The sequence below is a fragment of the Mesorhizobium sp. STM 4661 genome (genome assembly GCF_000359125.1).
In the GTDB taxonomy this organism is placed as follows: domain Bacteria; phylum Pseudomonadota; class Alphaproteobacteria; order Rhizobiales; family Rhizobiaceae; genus Mesorhizobium.
This window is the reverse complement of record NZ_CAAF010000019.1, coordinates 78,441-95,019: the sequence shown is the minus strand read 5'-3', so window position 1 is coordinate 95,019 and position 16,579 is coordinate 78,441. Positions and strand designations below refer to the sequence as shown.

At 63.4% G+C, this 16,579-nt stretch carries 16 protein-coding genes; 4 read left to right on the top strand and 12 right to left on the bottom strand.

The genetic code is table 11. The annotated features are described in order from the left end of the window. Positions 1 to 149 precede the first annotated feature (149 nt). Entirely contained in the window at positions 150 to 440 is a 291-nt protein-coding gene (locus MESS4_RS33910; RefSeq protein ID WP_198292730.1) for a hypothetical protein, read from the bottom strand. On the opposite strand from MESS4_RS33910, the gene MESS4_RS06050 reads away from it, so the two are divergent. The 3 genes from MESS4_RS06050 to MESS4_RS06040 all read left to right on the top strand — a co-directional run bounded on the left by MESS4_RS06050 (position 334) and on the right by MESS4_RS06040 (position 3,433). Continuing rightward, a complete protein-coding gene (locus MESS4_RS06050) occupies positions 334 to 1,149 on the top strand; it encodes a phosphate ABC transporter substrate-binding protein (protein WP_081609648.1) in 816 nt (271 codons plus the stop codon). The two genes, MESS4_RS33910 and MESS4_RS06050, sit on opposite strands and share 107 nt — an antisense overlap. After that, positions 1,146 to 2,252, top strand: a complete 1,107-nt coding sequence (locus MESS4_RS06045; protein WP_006327732.1) for a transporter substrate-binding domain-containing protein — start codon at positions 1,146 to 1,148, stop codon at positions 2,250 to 2,252. Before MESS4_RS06050 ends, MESS4_RS06045 begins: the two co-directional genes overlap by 4 nt. Before the next feature lie 179 nt (positions 2,253 to 2,431). Further along, on the top strand, positions 2,432 to 3,433 hold the full coding sequence (locus tag MESS4_RS06040; protein ID WP_006327731.1) for a hypothetical protein: 1,002 nt from the start codon (positions 2,432 to 2,434) through the stop codon (positions 3,431 to 3,433). 319 nt (positions 3,434 to 3,752) lie between these two features. Here the strand turns inward: MESS4_RS06040 and ftsH are convergent, their stop codons facing one another. The 10 genes from ftsH to ybgC form a co-directional block, all read right to left on the bottom strand. Then, on the bottom strand, positions 3,753 to 5,681 hold the full coding sequence (gene ftsH / locus MESS4_RS06035) for an ATP-dependent zinc metalloprotease FtsH (protein ID WP_006327730.1): 1,929 nt from the start codon (positions 5,679 to 5,681) through the stop codon (positions 3,753 to 3,755). Between the two features lie 120 nt (positions 5,682 to 5,801). Continuing rightward, the gene (gene tilS / locus MESS4_RS06030; protein ID WP_006327729.1) at positions 5,802 to 7,187 is read right to left on the bottom strand and encodes a tRNA lysidine(34) synthetase TilS; all 1,386 of its coding nucleotides are present in this window, start codon (positions 7,185 to 7,187) and stop codon (positions 5,802 to 5,804) included. Positions 7,188 to 7,245: 58 nt separating this feature from the next. Then, positions 7,246 to 8,331: a tol-pal system protein YbgF gene (gene ybgF, locus MESS4_RS06025; RefSeq protein ID WP_006327724.1), complete on the bottom strand. Its 1,086-nt coding sequence runs from the start codon at positions 8,329 to 8,331 to the stop codon at positions 7,246 to 7,248. Positions 8,332 to 8,562: 231 nt separating this feature from the next. After that, on the bottom strand, positions 8,563 to 9,069 hold the full coding sequence (pal, locus tag MESS4_RS06020; protein ID WP_006327723.1) for a peptidoglycan-associated lipoprotein Pal: 507 nt from the start codon (positions 9,067 to 9,069) through the stop codon (positions 8,563 to 8,565). A gap of 240 nt (positions 9,070 to 9,309) precedes the next feature. After that, positions 9,310 to 9,687, bottom strand: a complete 378-nt coding sequence (locus MESS4_RS06015) for a four helix bundle protein (RefSeq protein WP_006327722.1) — start codon at positions 9,685 to 9,687, stop codon at positions 9,310 to 9,312. Positions 9,688 to 9,739: 52 nt separating this feature from the next. Continuing rightward, positions 9,740 to 11,050, bottom strand: coding sequence for a Tol-Pal system beta propeller repeat protein TolB (gene tolB, locus MESS4_RS06010; RefSeq protein ID WP_006327721.1), 1,311 nt, complete (start codon positions 11,048 to 11,050; stop codon positions 9,740 to 9,742). 41 nt (positions 11,051 to 11,091) lie between these two features. Further along, positions 11,092 to 12,249 carry a cell envelope integrity protein TolA gene (locus tag MESS4_RS06005; protein ID WP_006327720.1) on the bottom strand — a complete coding sequence of 386 codons (1,158 nt, stop codon included), beginning with the start codon at positions 12,247 to 12,249 and terminating at the stop codon, positions 11,092 to 11,094. Between the two features lie 7 nt (positions 12,250 to 12,256). After that, a complete protein-coding gene (tolR, locus tag MESS4_RS06000) occupies positions 12,257 to 12,709 on the bottom strand; it encodes a protein TolR (protein WP_036240775.1) in 453 nt (150 codons plus the stop codon). 11 nt (positions 12,710 to 12,720) lie between these two features. Beyond that, positions 12,721 to 13,431 carry a protein TolQ gene (gene tolQ, locus MESS4_RS05995; protein WP_006327716.1) on the bottom strand — a complete coding sequence of 237 codons (711 nt, stop codon included), beginning with the start codon at positions 13,429 to 13,431 and terminating at the stop codon, positions 12,721 to 12,723. A 264-nt stretch (positions 13,432 to 13,695) separates the two neighbouring features. Continuing rightward, a complete protein-coding gene (gene ybgC, locus MESS4_RS05990) occupies positions 13,696 to 14,169 on the bottom strand; it encodes a tol-pal system-associated acyl-CoA thioesterase (protein WP_006327715.1) in 474 nt (157 codons plus the stop codon). A gap of 134 nt (positions 14,170 to 14,303) precedes the next feature. On the opposite strand from ybgC, the gene MESS4_RS05985 reads away from it, so the two are divergent. After that, positions 14,304 to 15,554: a cellulase family glycosylhydrolase gene (locus MESS4_RS05985; RefSeq protein ID WP_006327714.1), complete on the top strand. Its 1,251-nt coding sequence runs from the start codon at positions 14,304 to 14,306 to the stop codon at positions 15,552 to 15,554. Positions 15,555 to 15,560: 6 nt separating this feature from the next. Here the strand turns inward: MESS4_RS05985 and MESS4_RS05980 are convergent, their stop codons facing one another. After that, positions 15,561 to 16,469: a metallophosphoesterase gene (locus MESS4_RS05980; protein ID WP_006327713.1), complete on the bottom strand. Its 909-nt coding sequence runs from the start codon at positions 16,467 to 16,469 to the stop codon at positions 15,561 to 15,563. Positions 16,470 to 16,579 lie beyond the last annotated feature (110 nt).

Below are 16,579 nucleotides of genomic sequence, written 5' to 3'. Positions count from 1 at the left end.
TCCGGCGAGTTCGAGATCGATTGCTCCAGCCAGATCCGCAATAGTCGTTTTCCGTTCCGTCGCTCCAGCGAATTTCTCGCTGAACGGCCTGCGACTGACGGTCCCGACAGGGGTGGCCTGGAATAAACAACAGCCAGATTGGCTCTATGTCACCAAACTGACATCCGTCCTGGTGCAGCTTCCAGATACGTGAGCAATACTTCTCTGATCGGGGGGCAAAGACTGGAACCGCCAATCAGCACGAGACCGAGTGTCGCCTGGGCCGCGGCCTTGTCCGTTGCGACAGCCATCATCGTGGCGTTGGTCGCCTGGTATTTATACGACAACCGGCCAATGCCGGTTTCTGGGCCGGTTTCTGGGCCGGTTTCTAGCGGTTCACTGCAGATAATGGGTTCCGAAACGATGCGGCCGGTCGTCACGGTCTGCGCCGAGGCATTCATGGCGGACAACCCTGAGGCCGACATCATCGTACGCGGCGGCGGCTCCGGCGACGGCATGGCGGCGCTGCTCCACGGCATGATCGATATCGGCATGATCTCACGGCCTCTGTCGCCGAAGGAGATTGGCTTCGCAAAAGCGAAAAATATCGATCTGACGCAGTTCGAGCTGGCGTTGGATGGCGTCGCTGTCGTCGTGCACCAAACCAACCCGCTGCGCGAAGTCGATGTCGATCAGCTCCGCGCCATCTGGTCCGGACATTTATCGCAGTGGCGGGAACTCAGCGGCGGTTCCGGCGAGATCCTTCCACTTGCCCGCGCCAAGGGGTCTGGAACCGAGGAGGTATTCGCCGAGCGGGTATTGAAGGGACAACGGGAGGGTGTGGTGGCAAAGGAGTTGCCGACAAACGAGGCCATCGTCGCCGAGGTCGCGGCGCAGCCGAATGCGATCGGATACACCGGCCTCGGAGCGCTTCGCGGTGCCTCGGACCGCGTGCGTGTCCTGGCGATCCGCACCCAATCTTCCTTGGTCTTGCCGACGGCCGATGCCGTGCGGTCAGGCGGCTACCCGCTGACCCGCGCCTTGCTGTTGGTCAATCCGGGAACGCCGTCGGGACTTGCCGCCTCCTTCATCGCCTACTGCACCGGCCCAGCCGGACAGGCCTTGGTGAAGCGCGCCGGCTATGTCGAGATCGCGGCGGGCGATCCATGAACGCGCGCCGTCTCGTATGTTTGGCGGTCGGCATGCTCGCCTCGGCATTCTTCATGCCGGCGCGCGCCGAGCCGCAGGTCGAGGATTTCCGCGCACGCAAACTCGTCGTTGGCACGATGCGAGTGCCACCCTTTGCATCGCGCGGCGATGACGGCGTATGGAGCGGCCTGAGCATCGAACTCTGGCAAAGAGTGGCCTCGCAGCTGAACCTTGCCTATGAATTCCGCGAGTTCGACTATGATCCCGATGCGATGGTTCAAGCCTTGCAGGTCCGCCAGATCGACCTGGCGGTCGCCGCCATACCGGTCACGACGGACGGTGAGCAGCAATTCGATTTCTCGCATGCCTACTTCGCCGCGGGCGTTGGCATCGCGGTGCGCAGCGAACCCAACCCGGGTATCCTGGCGACCTTGGGCAGGCTGTTTACCTGGCAGTTGCTTGTCCCAATCAGCGGCCTCGCGGGTCTCCTGCTCCTTGTCGGCACGACGTTGTGGCTGATCGAACGGCGCCGCAATCCGGGCCATTTCGATCCCCGCATGATGCAGGGCATTGGCGACGGCATCTGGTGGGCCGCCGTGACGATGACGACGACCGGCTATGGCGACAAGACGCCGATCACCTGGCGCGGCCGCGCGATCGCTCTTGTCTGGATGTTCACCAGCATTTTCTGCATCGCCACCTTTTCGGCGACGCTCGCCTCGTCTTTGGTAGTTGGCCGGCTGAAGAGCAGCATTGACGGCCCCGAAGACTTGCCGCGGGCGCGTGTGGGGACGGCGGCGGGTACGGCGGGCGAGTTGTGGACCAAGGCGCAGGGCCTGAAGGCACAGACTTACCCTTTCCTGATCCAGGCCAGCAAGGCGCTCAAACGCGGCGAGGTGGAGGCGCTGGTGGTGGAGCGCGCCATCCTTGGCCACATGATCCAGGAATACCAGTGGAAGGACTTGCTTATCCTGCCGCAAACCCTGGCGGTCCGCGACTACGCGATCGCCATTCCAAGCGGCAGCCCGCTGATGGAGGACATCAACCGTGCCGTGCTGACGGTGACCCATCATCCCGATTGGAAAGAACTCGTGCAACGATACGTCGGCCAAAGCGAACCCTGAACGCGGAACGACCGGCGCGGCTTGCGTGGAACCGACGATCGGCAACGATTTCATCACCTTGTCGCAAAGAACGCGTTTTCTTTACGTTCCCTGCATTACTTAGCATCTGGCGCAACCGCCCGTTGAGCGCTATTGATTTGCCAGGGACATAATATGGGCGGCAGCAACGGAGAAACGCCATGCTCATCCATCGACTTGCCACTATGACGGGACTTGCCGTCGCGACCTTGTTCCTGGCAGCGCCGGCCAACGCGCTGACCATGGCCGAGTGCAGCACCAAGTATAACGCGGCCAAGGATGCGGGAACACTGAATGGGCAGAACTGGAACCAGTTCCGCAAGGCCGAATGCGGCACCGACGCCAGCGCCACAACCACTGATACCAAGCCGGCCAAGAAAACGGCAAAGGCCACCGATACCACCAAGGCCGCTGCCTCGGACGACGCGGCACCCGGCCTGACGGCAAAGGAATGCAGCACCAAATATCAGGCTGACAAGGCGGCTGGTACGCTGAATGGCTTGACCTGGAACCAGTATCGCAAGACCGAATGCGCCGCCGGTGCTACGGCTGCGGTCGATACCCAGCCTGCCAAGACGACCACGGCGGCGGCGACCACCGACGACACGGCCCCAAGCCTGACGGCGAAAGAATGCAGCACCAAATATCAGGCTGACAAGGCAGCTGGTACGCTGAACGGCCTGACCTGGAACCAGTATCGCAAGACCGAATGCGCCGCCGGCGCCAGTGCCGCGGCAGCACCTGCCAAGGCGACAACCGAGGCAGCGACGACCACTGAGGCGGGCAAAGGCCTCAGCATGGCGGACTGCAGCTCCAAGTATCAGGCAGCCAAGACCGGCAACACGCTGAACGGCATGAAATGGAACGACTTCCGCAAGAGCCAGTGCGGTGCCGGTGCATCCGACGACGACACCGTGCCGGCAGCCGATGAGGCAAGCTACAACAACGATCCGGAAACACCGACTGTCACCGCGCCGAAGGGCGTCAAGTTCCCGAAGGCGATCTCCAACAAGTATAGCAGCGAAACCCCGGGCAAGGCGCGGTTGCACACCTGCCTCGACCAGTACTACGCCAACAAGGACGCCAACGCGCTGGGCGGCCTCAAGTGGATTCAGAAGGGCGGCGGCTTCTACAGCCTGTGCAATGCCGCGCTGAAGAGCTGATTTCGCAACAACATCCGAAGACAAGCCCGCGCGCCGCAAGGCTCGCGGGCTTTTTTATTTTGTTGCCGCCGGCGGCGGACCGTCCTGCGCGCGCCAGCGACGACGCTGCCAATCTCCCCCGCAAGGGGCGCAAGGGGGGAGATTGATCCTCCTCATCACGGCTTTCGCAAACCTTCAGCGCCTCCCCATGTGGAGGAGTTACCCTGGCAAGGGAGAAGCGACGGAGTTTTCGCGCCGCGACCGACTGTCGGCAGCCTTCCAAACAAAAACGCCGCGGTCCAAGCCGCGGCGTTTCTTCAATCAGTCTCTCTCGCGAAGCTCAGCTCGACGGCTGAGGCTCCATGCCGCCTTCGGGCTCCGGACCCTTCTTGCGGCGGCCGCCGGACTTCGGCACGGCCGAGCCACGGCTGTTCGGCGTGTCGTCGCCAAGGTCGCGCGCCGGCTTGTGGCCGGCGATCAGCTGCTTGATCTCTTCGCCTGACAGCGTCTCGTATTCGAGCAGCCCTTCAGCCAGCACGATCCATTCCTTCTTCTTCTTGGTCAGGATGGACTTTGCCGTCGAATAGGCCTCGTCGATCAGCCGGCGCACTTCGGCGTCGATGATCTGAGCGGTCTCTTCCGACACGTTTTGCGTGCGCGCCACCGAGTGGCCGAGGAAGACTTCCTCCTGGTTGTCGCCATAGGCGACGTGGCCGAGCTTGTCGGAAAAGCCCCAGCGCGTGACCATGGCGCGCGCCAACTTGGTCGCCTGCTCGATGTCGGAGGAGGCGCCCGAAGTGATGTTCTCCTTGCCGAACTTGAACTCCTCCGCGACGCGACCGCCCATCATGATGGCGAGGCGCGAAATCATGTATTTGTAGCTCATCGAATAGCGGTCGCCTTCCGGCAACTGCATGACCATGCCAAGCGCCCGGCCGCGCGGGATGATGGTCGCCTTGTGCAGCGGATCGGCCGACGGCACGTTGAGCGCCATGATGGCGTGGCCGGCCTCGTGATAGGCGGTGAGCGCCTTCTCGGCCTGGGTCATGGCCGACGAGCGGCGCTCGGCGCCCATCATGATCTTGTCCTTGGCGTCCTCGAATTCGGCCATGGTGACGAGACGCTTGTTGCGCCGCGCCGCCATCAGGGCGGATTCGTTGACGAGGTTCATCAGGTCGGCGCCGGAAAAGCCGGGCGTGCCGCGCGCGACCACCTTGAGGTCGACATTGGGCGCCAGCGGCACGTTGCGCACATGCACCTTCAGGATCTTCTCGCGACCGACGATATCGGGGTTCGGCACCACCACCTGGCGGTCGAAACGGCCGGGCCTGAGCAGCGCCGGATCAAGCACGTCGGGCCGGTTCGTGGCGGCGATCAGGATGATGCTTTCGTTGGATTCGAAGCCGTCCATCTCGACCAGCAACTGGTTCAGCGTCTGCTCGCGCTCATCGTTGCCGCCGCCGAGACCGGCGCCGCGATGGCGGCCGACCGCGTCGATTTCGTCGATGAAGATGATGCAGGGCGCGTTCTTCTTGGCCTGGTCGAACATGTCGCGGACGCGGCTGGCGCCGACACCGACGAACATCTCGACGAAGTCCGAGCCGGAAATGGTGAAGAACGGCACATTGGCCTCACCGGCGACCGAGCGGGCAAGCAGCGTCTTGCCGGTTCCGGGAGGGCCGACCAAAAGCACGCCACGCGGAATCTTGCCGCCGAGCCGCTGGAATTTCTGCGGATCGCGCAGGAACTCGACGATCTCTTCGAGGTCTTCCTTGGCTTCGTCGACGCCGGCGACGTCCTGGAACGTGACGCGGCCATGCGCCTCGGTCAAAAGCTTGGCTTTCGACTTGCCGAAGCCCATGGCGCGGCCGGAGCCGGACTGCATCTGGCGCATGAAGAATATCCAGACGCCAAGGATCAGGATCATCGGCAGCCAGGAGATGAGATAGCCGAACAGCGAATTGGAGCCGTCGGATTCGGGGCGCGCATTGATGGTGACGTTCTTGTCCTGCAGCCTCGAGACCAGCGACGGATCGCCCGGCGAATAGGTCTGGAAGCCGGTGGAGCTGTCCGTATAGGTACCGGAGATGCGGGCACCCGCGATCGTCACCGTCTTGACCCGGCCTGCCGCGACGTCCTGCAGGAACTGCGAATAGGGGACATCGCTCGATGCGCCGCGCGTCTGCGGCGTCTGGAACAGATTAAAGAGAGCGATGAGCAGGACCGCTATGATCGCCCAGAGCGCGAGATTGCGATAATTCGGATTCATCAATTGTCCCGTTGGTGTCCGCTGGCGGACACGCGTCATGAGAGGAAACTTGGGCCTAACATAGGGAGAGCGCCGCTCCTTGCCAAGCGGAACAGCGCGTCTCGGTTAAGCTTTCGACCATCATGGGCCGGCATTGCGGCCGCCGAAAGGAAGGACCGGAACGGGCGGCGCGCCGATCAGCGCCGCGACAGCCCCGGCCGGCTCCAGATCGAAGGACGGCAGGAAGCGGGCAAAGGGCGCAACGGCCGGCTGGACGGCGATCGTTGCCGAAACCTGGCTGTTCCCCGGCAAACCAAGGCATTCGCCGCCACGCCACAGTGCCGGTTCGGGGCCCAGCGCGGCGCGGACAAGGCTTGATGGCGTGCCGTCCGCGGCAGTTGCGCGCTTTGCCGCAGAGGCCGCCCCAAGCGGCGCAATCGACAGCGATGCGATCAACAATGCATCTGATTTGTCGCTCAATGTGATCCGCCGGCGGCCGTCCCAAAAGACATTTTGCTCCGCTGGAGCCGCGGGCGGCAGGTTGCGGTTTTCGCGGCGCAGGAAGACGCCGGTGCGCCGCGCATCGACTGCTGTCCGCGACAATGTGGCGCGAAACGGCTCACCCCTCAGCCGGTCGAACAAAACTTCGCTGCGGGCTTGGTCGGGTAGGAAGGCAACGCCGCCGACGGTCGCCAGCAGAACGCGCAACGCATGGACGGCAGCCTGGTCGTCGCCGGATGCCACTAAGTCTGGATCGAGGCGGATGAGGCCGGCGGCCGGCTGGGAGGCGTAACGGCGGATCAGTGCGGCCGCCCGACGGCCAAGCTGTTCGCGCTCGGCCGCGGCACGGCTGGCCAGTGCCAGCGCGCCGTCCATTCGCTGCCCGCCGTCCCCGGCCGCGAGCGCTGCGCGGATACGCGGCCGCTCGAAAGTGTCGTCTTCATTGGTCGGATCTTCGACCCATCCGATCTTTGCGCGCCGCAGGATTTCACGCAGCGCTGCCCGCCGTGTGCCGAGCAGCGGCCGTATGATCCAGGTTTGCCAATCATAGAGGGTTGAGGGCGCCATGCCGGCAAGGCCGCGTCCTTCCTCTCGCGGCCCCTCGTCACGTGCTTGCCGCATCAGCACGGTCTCGGCCTGGTCGTCGGCGGTGTGGCCGGTCAGGATCAGGTCGATGCCTTCCCCCTTGGCGGCCTCGGCCAGCAGCCGGTAGCGTGCTTCGCGCGCGGCAGCGGGCAAGCCGGTCGACGGCTTCGGCCCTGACCAGACCAGGATGCGATGGGCAATGCCGCGTTCGGCGCAGAGCCTGGCTACCGCTTGAGCTTCGGCTGCCGCATCCGGCCGCAAGGCGTGATCAATGGTCACCGCCAGCAGTTTCGTTGCGGGCGCGGTACGGTCGAGATGGTCTTTGAGGAGAAGAAGAAGGGCGGTCGAATCGCTGCCGCCGGACACGGCTGCAACAGCGCCGTTGGTAAAATCGATCTCAGAAAAAAGGCGTTCCGAAAGGTCAGGCTCGGTTTCGAGCATCAATGCATGTCGCCCAAAAGTGGGCCCGGTTTTGGGGCGACGACATGCAAGAGAAAAACTAGCACGCCGCCAGCGCCCTTTCCTGCTTGACGCGTTCCTTGAGCGCGCCTGAAATGTCGGGATAACGCTTGCCGATCTCGCCGAAGGTGGCGCAGGCCACGTCGCGCTGGTTCAATCCGACCAGCGACACGCCGAGCTTCAGCAGCATGTCTGGCGCCTTCTTGGCCTTCGGATAGTCCTTGCTGGCGGCAAGGAAGGTCTCGGCCGCGTCGCGGTATTTCTGCTGGCCGAGCAGCGATTCACCCAGCCAGTAATGCGCGTCCGCGGCCTTGGCGTCCTTGGGGAAACGGGCGATATGATCGCGAAATCCCTGTTCGGCGGTGCTGTAGTCGCCGGACAGGATGAACTGGTAGGAGTTGCGGTAGAGCTCCTCCGGGTCGTTGGTCGAAGGCAGCGCCGCAACCACTGTGCCGTCGGACTTGCCGGTATTTGCGCCAGCGGCCTGGGCGCCGGTGGCCGGTGCCGTAGTCTCCGCCTGCGTGGTGCCGTCGGCGTTGACCACATTGCCGTTCTTGTCGACGGTGATCGTGCCGAACGTCTTCGGCGGTGCGCCGGTCACCACCTTGCCGGGATCGCCCGTGGGCGATTCGACGATGACCTCTCCGGCGCTCTGGCCATCGGCGGGTGGCGTGCCCGCGTCGGCCGGTGCCTGCGTCGCCGGCGCCTCGGCGACGCTGCTGTCGGTGTTGTTGTCCTGAGGGGCAGCCTCCGACTTCTTCTGCTCGGCTGGCTGCTGCGCGCCCTGCGAACCGCCTTCCAGCTGCTGGAAGCGGAATTCGTTGTCTTCCTGCTGCTTGCGGATCTGTTCCTGCATCTGCAGGATCTGGAAATTGAGCTCCTCGATCTTGCCGTTCATCTGCCGGAGCTGGTCTTCCAGGCCGGTGACGCCGGCCCCGTCCTGTTGCGCGAGCTGCTGCTGCTGCTTCTTCTTTTCACCGAAAATGCCGAGCGTTGGCAGGCGGAAGGAGAACCCGCTCTCTGCTGCCTGCCCGGTGCCACTCGCCCCGGTACCGCTAGCAAATGCGGCGGAGCTTGATACGAGCAGCAGCGCCAGCGTGCCGCTCAAGATCGATCTGAAATACATGTGCCTCTCGTCGTGAAGATTCGTTAGCCTTTTGCGCCCTTCCGGTCGGAGTGGGACCAGGCGCTCTCGGCTCTTAGCAGGACGCGAGACTTCGGCCAAATTTTGTTTCAGGAGGTCACATATGAAAAAGGCGGCCGAGATGGCCGCCTTTCGCATCGAGGTGTGGCATTTCTGCCGACCACAGCGCCGCGCGTCCCTGGACGCGCAAAGGACGCTGTAGCACTTCTGAACCTAAGAGCCCGCGCCGCCGAGCGTGGTGACGGCGCGGCGATTCTGCGACCAGCAGGAGATGTCGTCGCAGACCGCGACCGGACGCTCCTTGCCGTAGGAGATGGTCTTCAGGCGGCTGGCCGAAACGCCCCGGCCGACGAGGAAATCGCGGGTGGCCGCGGCGCGGCGGGCGCCGAGCGCCAGATTGTATTCGCGCGTGCCGCGCTCGTCGGCATGGCCTTCGACGACGATGGCATACTGCTTGTACTGGTTCAGCCACTGCGCCTGGCGCGAAAGCGTCGTCTGCGCGTCGGCGCGGATCGAGGACGAGTCGGTGTCGAAGAAGATGCGGTCGCCGATGTTGACGGTGAAGTCCTGGGCCGAACCGGGCGTCGCCGCGCCGGCGCCGTTGAGGCCGAGGTCGGCGGCGCTGTTCGGGGCCTTCTTCGAGGCGCAACCGGTGATGGCCAGCATCGCGACAAGCGCGATCATCACGGGGTTTGTGGTAAGTCTTGCGATACGGCCCATGCCGCCTCTCCTTCGCATTTCGAGTGATTTCGTTGATCACCCAGTAACCACGTTTGGGTTAACCGGCGTTCAAGAAACACGGTTAAGATTTGGTTTCGGCCACCGTCCGCAGCCGTCTGGCCCTATCGAATAACAGGGGCACAATGGGCGCGGACCGTAGGCGGAAATGCGGCCAAAACATGAAGAAAGAGGGAATTGAAGAGTTGAGGAATTGAGGAATTGAGGAATTGAGGAAAGAGATCACCTCAGCTTCTCTCTGAGGTTCACCAGCATTCCATAAATCTGGGCATAGGATTGCAGCCACTCGTCGAGCTGTCTCTGAGTAATGTACCCAAGGTCGAACGCGTACGAGATCCATGTCTCCACCTCACTGCATGATCCCATGGCCATAGAAATGAAGCGTGCGAATTCGGGTTTGGAATGGCTCTGTTTCGCAAAGCCTTCGGCCAAATTGGCACAAATTGCCTTGCTGGAACGACGCAACTGATCGGCCAGCGCGAATTGCTCCAGCTTGGGGAAAGCGAGCGTGGCTCTGTGAACCTCAAGAGAAACCGCATAGGCGCGCCGGTAGACCTCTAAATCCTTCGCGCGCTTAATGTAGCCTGTCGCCTTCTCCATTCTTCAGTTCTTCAATTCCTCATTTCCTCAATTCGTCAGTTCTTCACTTCCTCTATTCCAGCAGCGGCGACCATGCCGGGTCCGACGCGAAGTTCGCGGTCGGGATCGACTGCTCGTTGCGGCCGGTCAGATCGACCGAAATCAGCTTCGGCCCACCGGCCGAATCCCGGAAGAACATCAGCACGCGGCCATTGGGCGCCCAGGTCGGCCCCTCCTGCTGGAAGCCGGAGGACAGGATGCGCTCGCCCGAACCGTCGGTTTTCATGACGCCGATCTGGAATTCGCCGCCGGTCTGCTTGGTGAAGGCGATGAGGTCGCCGCGCGGCGACCACACCGGCGTCGAATAGACGCCGTCGCCGAAGGAGATGCGGGTCTGGCCCGAACCGTCGGCGCCCATCGAATAGATCTGGGCGCGGCCGCCGCGATCGGACGTGAACACCACCTTGCTGCCGTCCGGCGAATAGGATGGCGAGGTGTCGATGGCGGTCGAATTGGTCAGCCTCGTCGTCGAGCGGCTTCGCAGATCCATGGCGAAGATGTTGGAATTGCCGTCGTCGCGCAGCAGGCTCATGATCACCTTCTGGCCGTCGGGCGAAAAACGCGGTGCGAAGGTCATGCCGGGGAAATTGCCGACCAGCTCACGCTGCCCGGTCTCGATCTGCAGCAGATAGACCTTCGGCTGGCCGCTTTCATACGACATGTAGGTGATTTCCTGACGGTTCGGCGAGAAGCGCGGCGTCAGCACGATCGACTTGCCGTTGGAGAGATAGCGGACGTTGGCGCCGTCCTGATCCATGATGGCGAGGCGCTTCTTGCGCGCGTTCTTGGCGCCGGATTCGTCGATGAAGACGACGCGCGTGTCGAAATAACCCTTCTCGCCGGTCAGCCGCTCATAGATGGCGTCGGCGATGATATGGGCGACGCGCCGCTGATTGGCATCGTTGGCAAAGAACTGTTCGCCGGACATCTGCTGGCCGGCGAAAGTGTCCCAAAGCCGGTATTGGGCGCGGATGCGCCCGTCGGCCTCCTTGGTGACGCTGCCGGTGACCAGCGCCTGCGCGTTGATGACCTTCCAGTCGTCGAAGCGTGGTGTCGCATCCGGACTGGAGATCTTCTCGATGAAGGCGCTCTTGTCGATCGGCGCGAACAGGCCGGAGCGTTTCAGATCGGCGCTGACGATGCCGGAAATCTCCGCGCCCAGCGCATCGCCGCCCTGGAAATCGGTGATAGCGATCGGCAGCGGCTCGACATTGCCTTTGTTGACGTTGAGCTCGACCAGCGCATACGCGGGCAAGGTGGCGGCAGCGGTCATACCCAGCGCCATCGCTGCGATCGTCAGGAGCGGCTTGAGAATGGATTTCATATCTTCTCGCTTCTCTTCCTTGATTGCGTGGACGCCCTGGCCTAGAGGCCAAGCATCTCCCTTGGATCGAACGTGACCCGGATGTCGGACCAGATGTCTTGCTTGCCGGCCGGAACTTGCAGGCCGGCCACATCGCATTTCTGAACCGCGCGCACGGCACTTTCGTCGAACGGTCGGTTGCCGCTCGATTTTTCGACGGCCGGCCGGCCGGTCAGCTTGCCGGAGGCGTCCAGATTGAACCGGATCACGACGACGAAACTCTCCGAACCCTCGAGCCCGACCGGAAGGGTCCAGCAACCGCCGAGCTGAGACTCCAATGCCCCCTGCTCCGACCTGGAAAGCTTCTGGCCCTGGTCCTTTTCGCCGCCGAGCGAGGCCTGCTGGGTCGAACGTTTCGCGCCGCCGCCGGACGGCTTCTGCTTGTCGAGCAAGGCGGAAATCTCGTCGGCATTGAACTGCTTGTCGTCCGATTTCGGTCTCGACGAGGCTTCCTTGACGGGCTTGTCGGCGTCCTTGCGGGCTGGCGCCTTGGCGCTTTCGGCCTGGGCCGGCTGCGGCTTCGGGCGCGCTTCGGGCGCGGGCGCGGAGTCTGGCAGCTGCGTCGTCTCGGTCGGCGGCTCCTGGGCAATGGCTTCGGCCACCGCATCGGGCTTGACCTCAGGCTTCGGCTCGATCGCGGCGGTCTTGTCCTCCGGAGGGGCCGGTGTCGGCTCCTTGGCCGGTGTCGGCTTGGGATCCGCCTGCTTGACCGGCTCGGGCTTGACCTCTTCCTTCGGCTGCGGCACCGGCGCCACCTCCGTCGCCGGAACCGGCTTCGGCTGTTCCTTCGGCTTCGGAATGTCCTCGGGTTTCGGCTTTTCGACCGGCGTCGGCGCGGGCGGCGGCGCCGAGGCCAGATCGACCGGCTTCGGCTTGGCTTCCGGCGTCACCGGCTTGTCGGTATCGACGCTGTTTTCGCCGACCTTCTGGGCATCGGGAACGATATCCGGTCGCTTGGTCGGCGTCGGCGCCGGCTTCTCGCGCATCACCGCTTTCTTGTCGCCCTGCAGCGTCTGCGCCGTGGCCTCCATCGGCACGATTTCGACCGAAATCGATTCAGCGTCGGACGCGGGCATGGCAGGCGGCGACGACAGCGTGAACAGCCCGAAGGCTAACGCTACCGTATGCAAGATCACCGATGTTGTGAGGCCCGTCCTCATCTTGGCGTTACTGATCCTGTTGCTGCAGTGAAATCAGGCCGATGTTCTTGTAGCCAGCGGCCTGGATGAGGCCCATCACCTCCATCGCGGCGCCATAGTTGGTAGTCTTGTCGCCGCGGATGAAGATGCGCTCTTCATAGCCGGTCTTGGAAATCGCCTGCAGCTTGGCGACCAGCTCTTCCTGCGGGATTTCGGTCTCCTGCAGGAAAATCTTGCCCGTGGCGTCGATCGTAACCATGATCGGCTGGGTGTCGGCGTTCATCGCCTTGGCCTTCGTCTCCGGCAGGTCGACCGGCACGCCGACCGTCAGCATCGGCGCCGCGACCATGAAGATGATCAAAAGCACCAGCATCACGTCGACCATCGGGGTGACGTTGATTTCCGATATCAGCGCGTGATGGCGGCCGCGCCGCCTGTGGCCGCGCCCGCCGCGTCCCGCCATGCCTACGGACATACCCATCTCGTTACTCCTCAGGCCTTGGGCGCTACTTTTTCATCGATTTGGCGCGAGAGTATGGCGGAGAACTCGTCGGCGAAGCCCTCCATGCGCACGGCGATCTTGTTCGCGTCCGATGACAGCTTGTTGTAGGCGATGACGGCCGGGATGGCCGCGAGCAGGCCGATGGCCGTGGCCAGCAGCGCTTCGGCAATGCCGGGCGCCACCACCGACAGGCTGGTGTTCTTCGAGGCGGCGATCGCCTGGAACGAAGTCATGATGCCGATGACCGTGCCGAACAGGCCGATGAAGGGCGCGGCCGAGCCGGTGGTGGCGAGGAAGCCGAGGCGGCCTTCCAGCCGCTCCATCTCGCGGGTCAGCGCCAGGTCCATCGCCTTGTCGATGCGGGTCTGCAGGCCGAGCGGCGATTTGGCACCCTTCTCGAAGCTCTTCTTCCATTCGCGCATGGCGGCGACGAAGATAGCGCCCATGCCGGTGGTCTTGCGGTCGGCAAGCGTGCGGTAGAGCTCCTCCAGCGACTGTCCCGACCAGAACACCTGCTCGAAGCGGTTGAGCGCCAGCCGCATGCGGGCATAGGCCACGAGCTTGTCGACGATGATCGCCCAGGTCCAGATCGAGGCGCAGAGCAGGCCGATCATGACCAGCTTGACCACCCAGCCGGCCTGCATGAACAGCGCCCAAATCGACAGATGCGCGCCCGGTTCGGCGAGTGCGATGTTTTCCATGGTTACGTCCTTAAGATTTTCCGGGCATCGCTGGCGGCTGGCCCATGGGCATCCCTTGTGGTCCGTGCGCGCAAAGCTCGCGGAACAACCCCAAATGCACCGTTGGCGGCCTTTTCGGGGCAAATATTGGTGAAAGGAAGGCGCGTGGATTCTTCCAATCTTCACCAGTCTCTTCATGAACCGTTATGGTTAAGGATGGGTTAGGACCCATGGCGCGGCGCATTGCCGCGCCTCCGGCGCCAGCCGCCGTTCAGGGAATGCGTTTTAGCCAGCGGCTCGGGGCATGAAGGCCGCGATCCATTCCCTGGGGAAGCGACGCGGCCGGCCGTTCTCGCCGATGATCGCCGCCTCGACCCGCGCCTCGACCAGCACCTCGCCGCCGCGCTTCAGTTGCTGCGCCATGAAAATGCGCGCGCCGGAAATATTCTCGGTGTGTGTATCGATAGTCAGGATGTCGTCCATGCGGGCCGGCGAGCGGAAATCGATCTCCATGCGCCGCACCACCCACACGATTCGTTCGCCATGCTTGCCGTCCGCAAGCTCGGTGTGATGGACGCCGGCGAGCCTGAGATAGTCGGAACGGCCGCGCTCGAAGAATTCGAGATAGCGCGCGTGGTAGACGACGCCGGAGAAATCGGTGTCGGCGTAATAGACCCGCGCCATCAGCCGGTGGCCGAACTCGGTCAGTGCCCCGGAAAGCCCGGCGGAGAGCGCCGCCGATTCACCATGATCGTCCATCGCGCTTTCCTTTTCTGGCCCGAGCGGGCACCTAAAGCGCGACGCGCTTTAGGTGATTGTTTCCATGCGTGTCGTTGTCCCAAAACCGCGACACACTTTTGGGCGACACGCATTAGTGTGGGCGCAGGAACCCGATGGCACTGTTGACGGCGATGATCAAGACCTTGATGGCGGCGCTGCTGGCGCTCGGCGCACTGGCGTTGCCCGGCCAGGCCGCAAGCTTTTCGATGAAGCGCGGCCTCAACCTCGACCAGTGGACGACATGGCCGGGCGAGGACAAATGGGGCGACCGTCAGGCCATATTGCCCTATCCGGAATGGCGCAAATTCCTCGACGAGAGCGATCTCAAGGCGCTGAAGAGCGCCGGCTTCGATTTCCTGCGCATGCCGGTCGACCCGTCGCCCTTCCTGTCCGGCGAGACGCTGGCCCTGCGCGACGACCTCTATGCCAGCGTGCTGGACTCGGTGCGCATGATCAATGGTGCCGGGCTGAAGGTGATCGTCGACATGCATCTGGTCCCGGCCGGCGGCAGCCGCAAGATCGGCATGGGCCAGGTGATGGAAGACCCGCGGACCTTCGAAGCCTATGTCGATATGGTACGCAAGATGGCGCGCACGCTGGCCGCGGAAGACCCGACAAAGGTCGCCTTCGAGCCGATGAACGAGCCGATCGTCGACTGCGACAGCGACGGCACCAGCCTCTGGCCGGAGCGTCAGCAAAAACTGTTCGCGGCGGCGCGTGCGTCGGCGACGAAGCTGACCCTGATCCTGACCGGCGCCTGCTACTCTAATGCGGCATCACTGGCCAGGATCGATCCGAAGGCGATCCCCGACGACAACATCATCTGGACCTTCCATTCCTACGATCCGTTCCTGCTCACCCATCAGGGCGCGACCTGGGCCGGCGATTTCATCCCCTATGTCACCGGCCTGCCCTATCCGCTCACCGCCGTGCCGCGTGCTGAGCTCGACGTGACGCTCGACACGATCCGCGCCAGGATCAAGGCCGAGGCGCCATGGGCGCGCCAGAACGGCCTGCTCGCCTATCTCGACGAGCAGGTCGCCAGCATGGATACGGACGAAAAGCTGCTCGCTGTCATGGACGCGCCGTTCAAGACCGTCGAAGCCTGGGCGAAGGCCAATGGGATAAAACCGGAAAATATCACGCTGGGCGAGTTCGGCATGATCCGCCAGGAATACGGCAATGCCTATGTGATGCCGGGCCAATACCGCGCCGCCTATGTCAGGGATATGATCGCGCGGGCCGAGGCGCATGGCTTTTCATGGTCGGTGTGGAGCCATGGCGGCGCCTTCGGCATCGTCGATGCCTTTGATGGCGACAAGGCCGAGCCGAACGTGATGGACGCGATCAAGTCGCTTCATTGAAGCGGTTCACACTGAGCCCAGTTCGATCGAAAGAATCTCCGGACTCATCCCGAAACGCACCGGCAGGATGCTGAAGCCGAGCCCGCCGGACACGATCAGGTTGCGGTTCTGCTCCACGACATGGCCATAGGCGAAGCGGTTGCCGAACCGGGATGGCACGACCGGAGAATAGCCGAACAGGCGCACCTGCCCGCCATGGGTATGGCCGGAAAGCGTCAGTGATATGCGTGACGGCACTTTCGGGAATATGTCGGGCTCATGCGCGAGCAGGATGACCGGAGCCTCATCGCTCACCTTTACCAGCGTGCCTTTGAGATCGTCCAATCCCTTGAATCTGCCGCGGCTCCAGGCTTTGCCTGGCCGCAATGCTAGCTGATCCGCCAGCCCGGCGACCCAGAAGCCATGCCCGTCCTTTTCCAGGCGCACGACATCGTTCTCCAGCACCGGGATACCAGCGCTTTCGATCGCCTTGCGCGCCAGCGTTGGCCCCACTCCGGCCCTTTGCGCCGAGAGATCCTCCCACCAGTCGTGATTGCCAAGGATCGCCCACACGCCGAGCGGGGCCTTCAGCCCTGACAAAGCTGGCGCCCATTCCGACGCATCCACCCAGTCCGACACCAAGCGTGTCCCGGCGGCATAATCGCCAAGCAGGACAATCAGATCCGGCTGCAACGCATTCGCCTGTTCGGCGAGCGAAGCGATCCGCTCCGGCGTCATCCACGGCCGGCAGGCATGGATGTCGGCAAGGGCAACGACCCGCAGCCGCAAGCCTGCCGGCCAGTTGGGTGGCGTCAGTGAATATCGCTTCACATGGGTCAAAAGCATCGGCTCGATGCCGACCGCATAGGCGCTGAGCGACACCATCGAGAGGAACGAGCCACCGACGAGGCGCAGGAAACCACGTCTGGAGATCATCAGTCAGCTCCGGCTGTTCCAGGAACCGGCGGTCCCACAGGGCGAGACTTCGCGTTAAATCCTGAAATTGCGCCGGCACGCTGGCCGAGATGAGGAGATTTTGCGCAGGA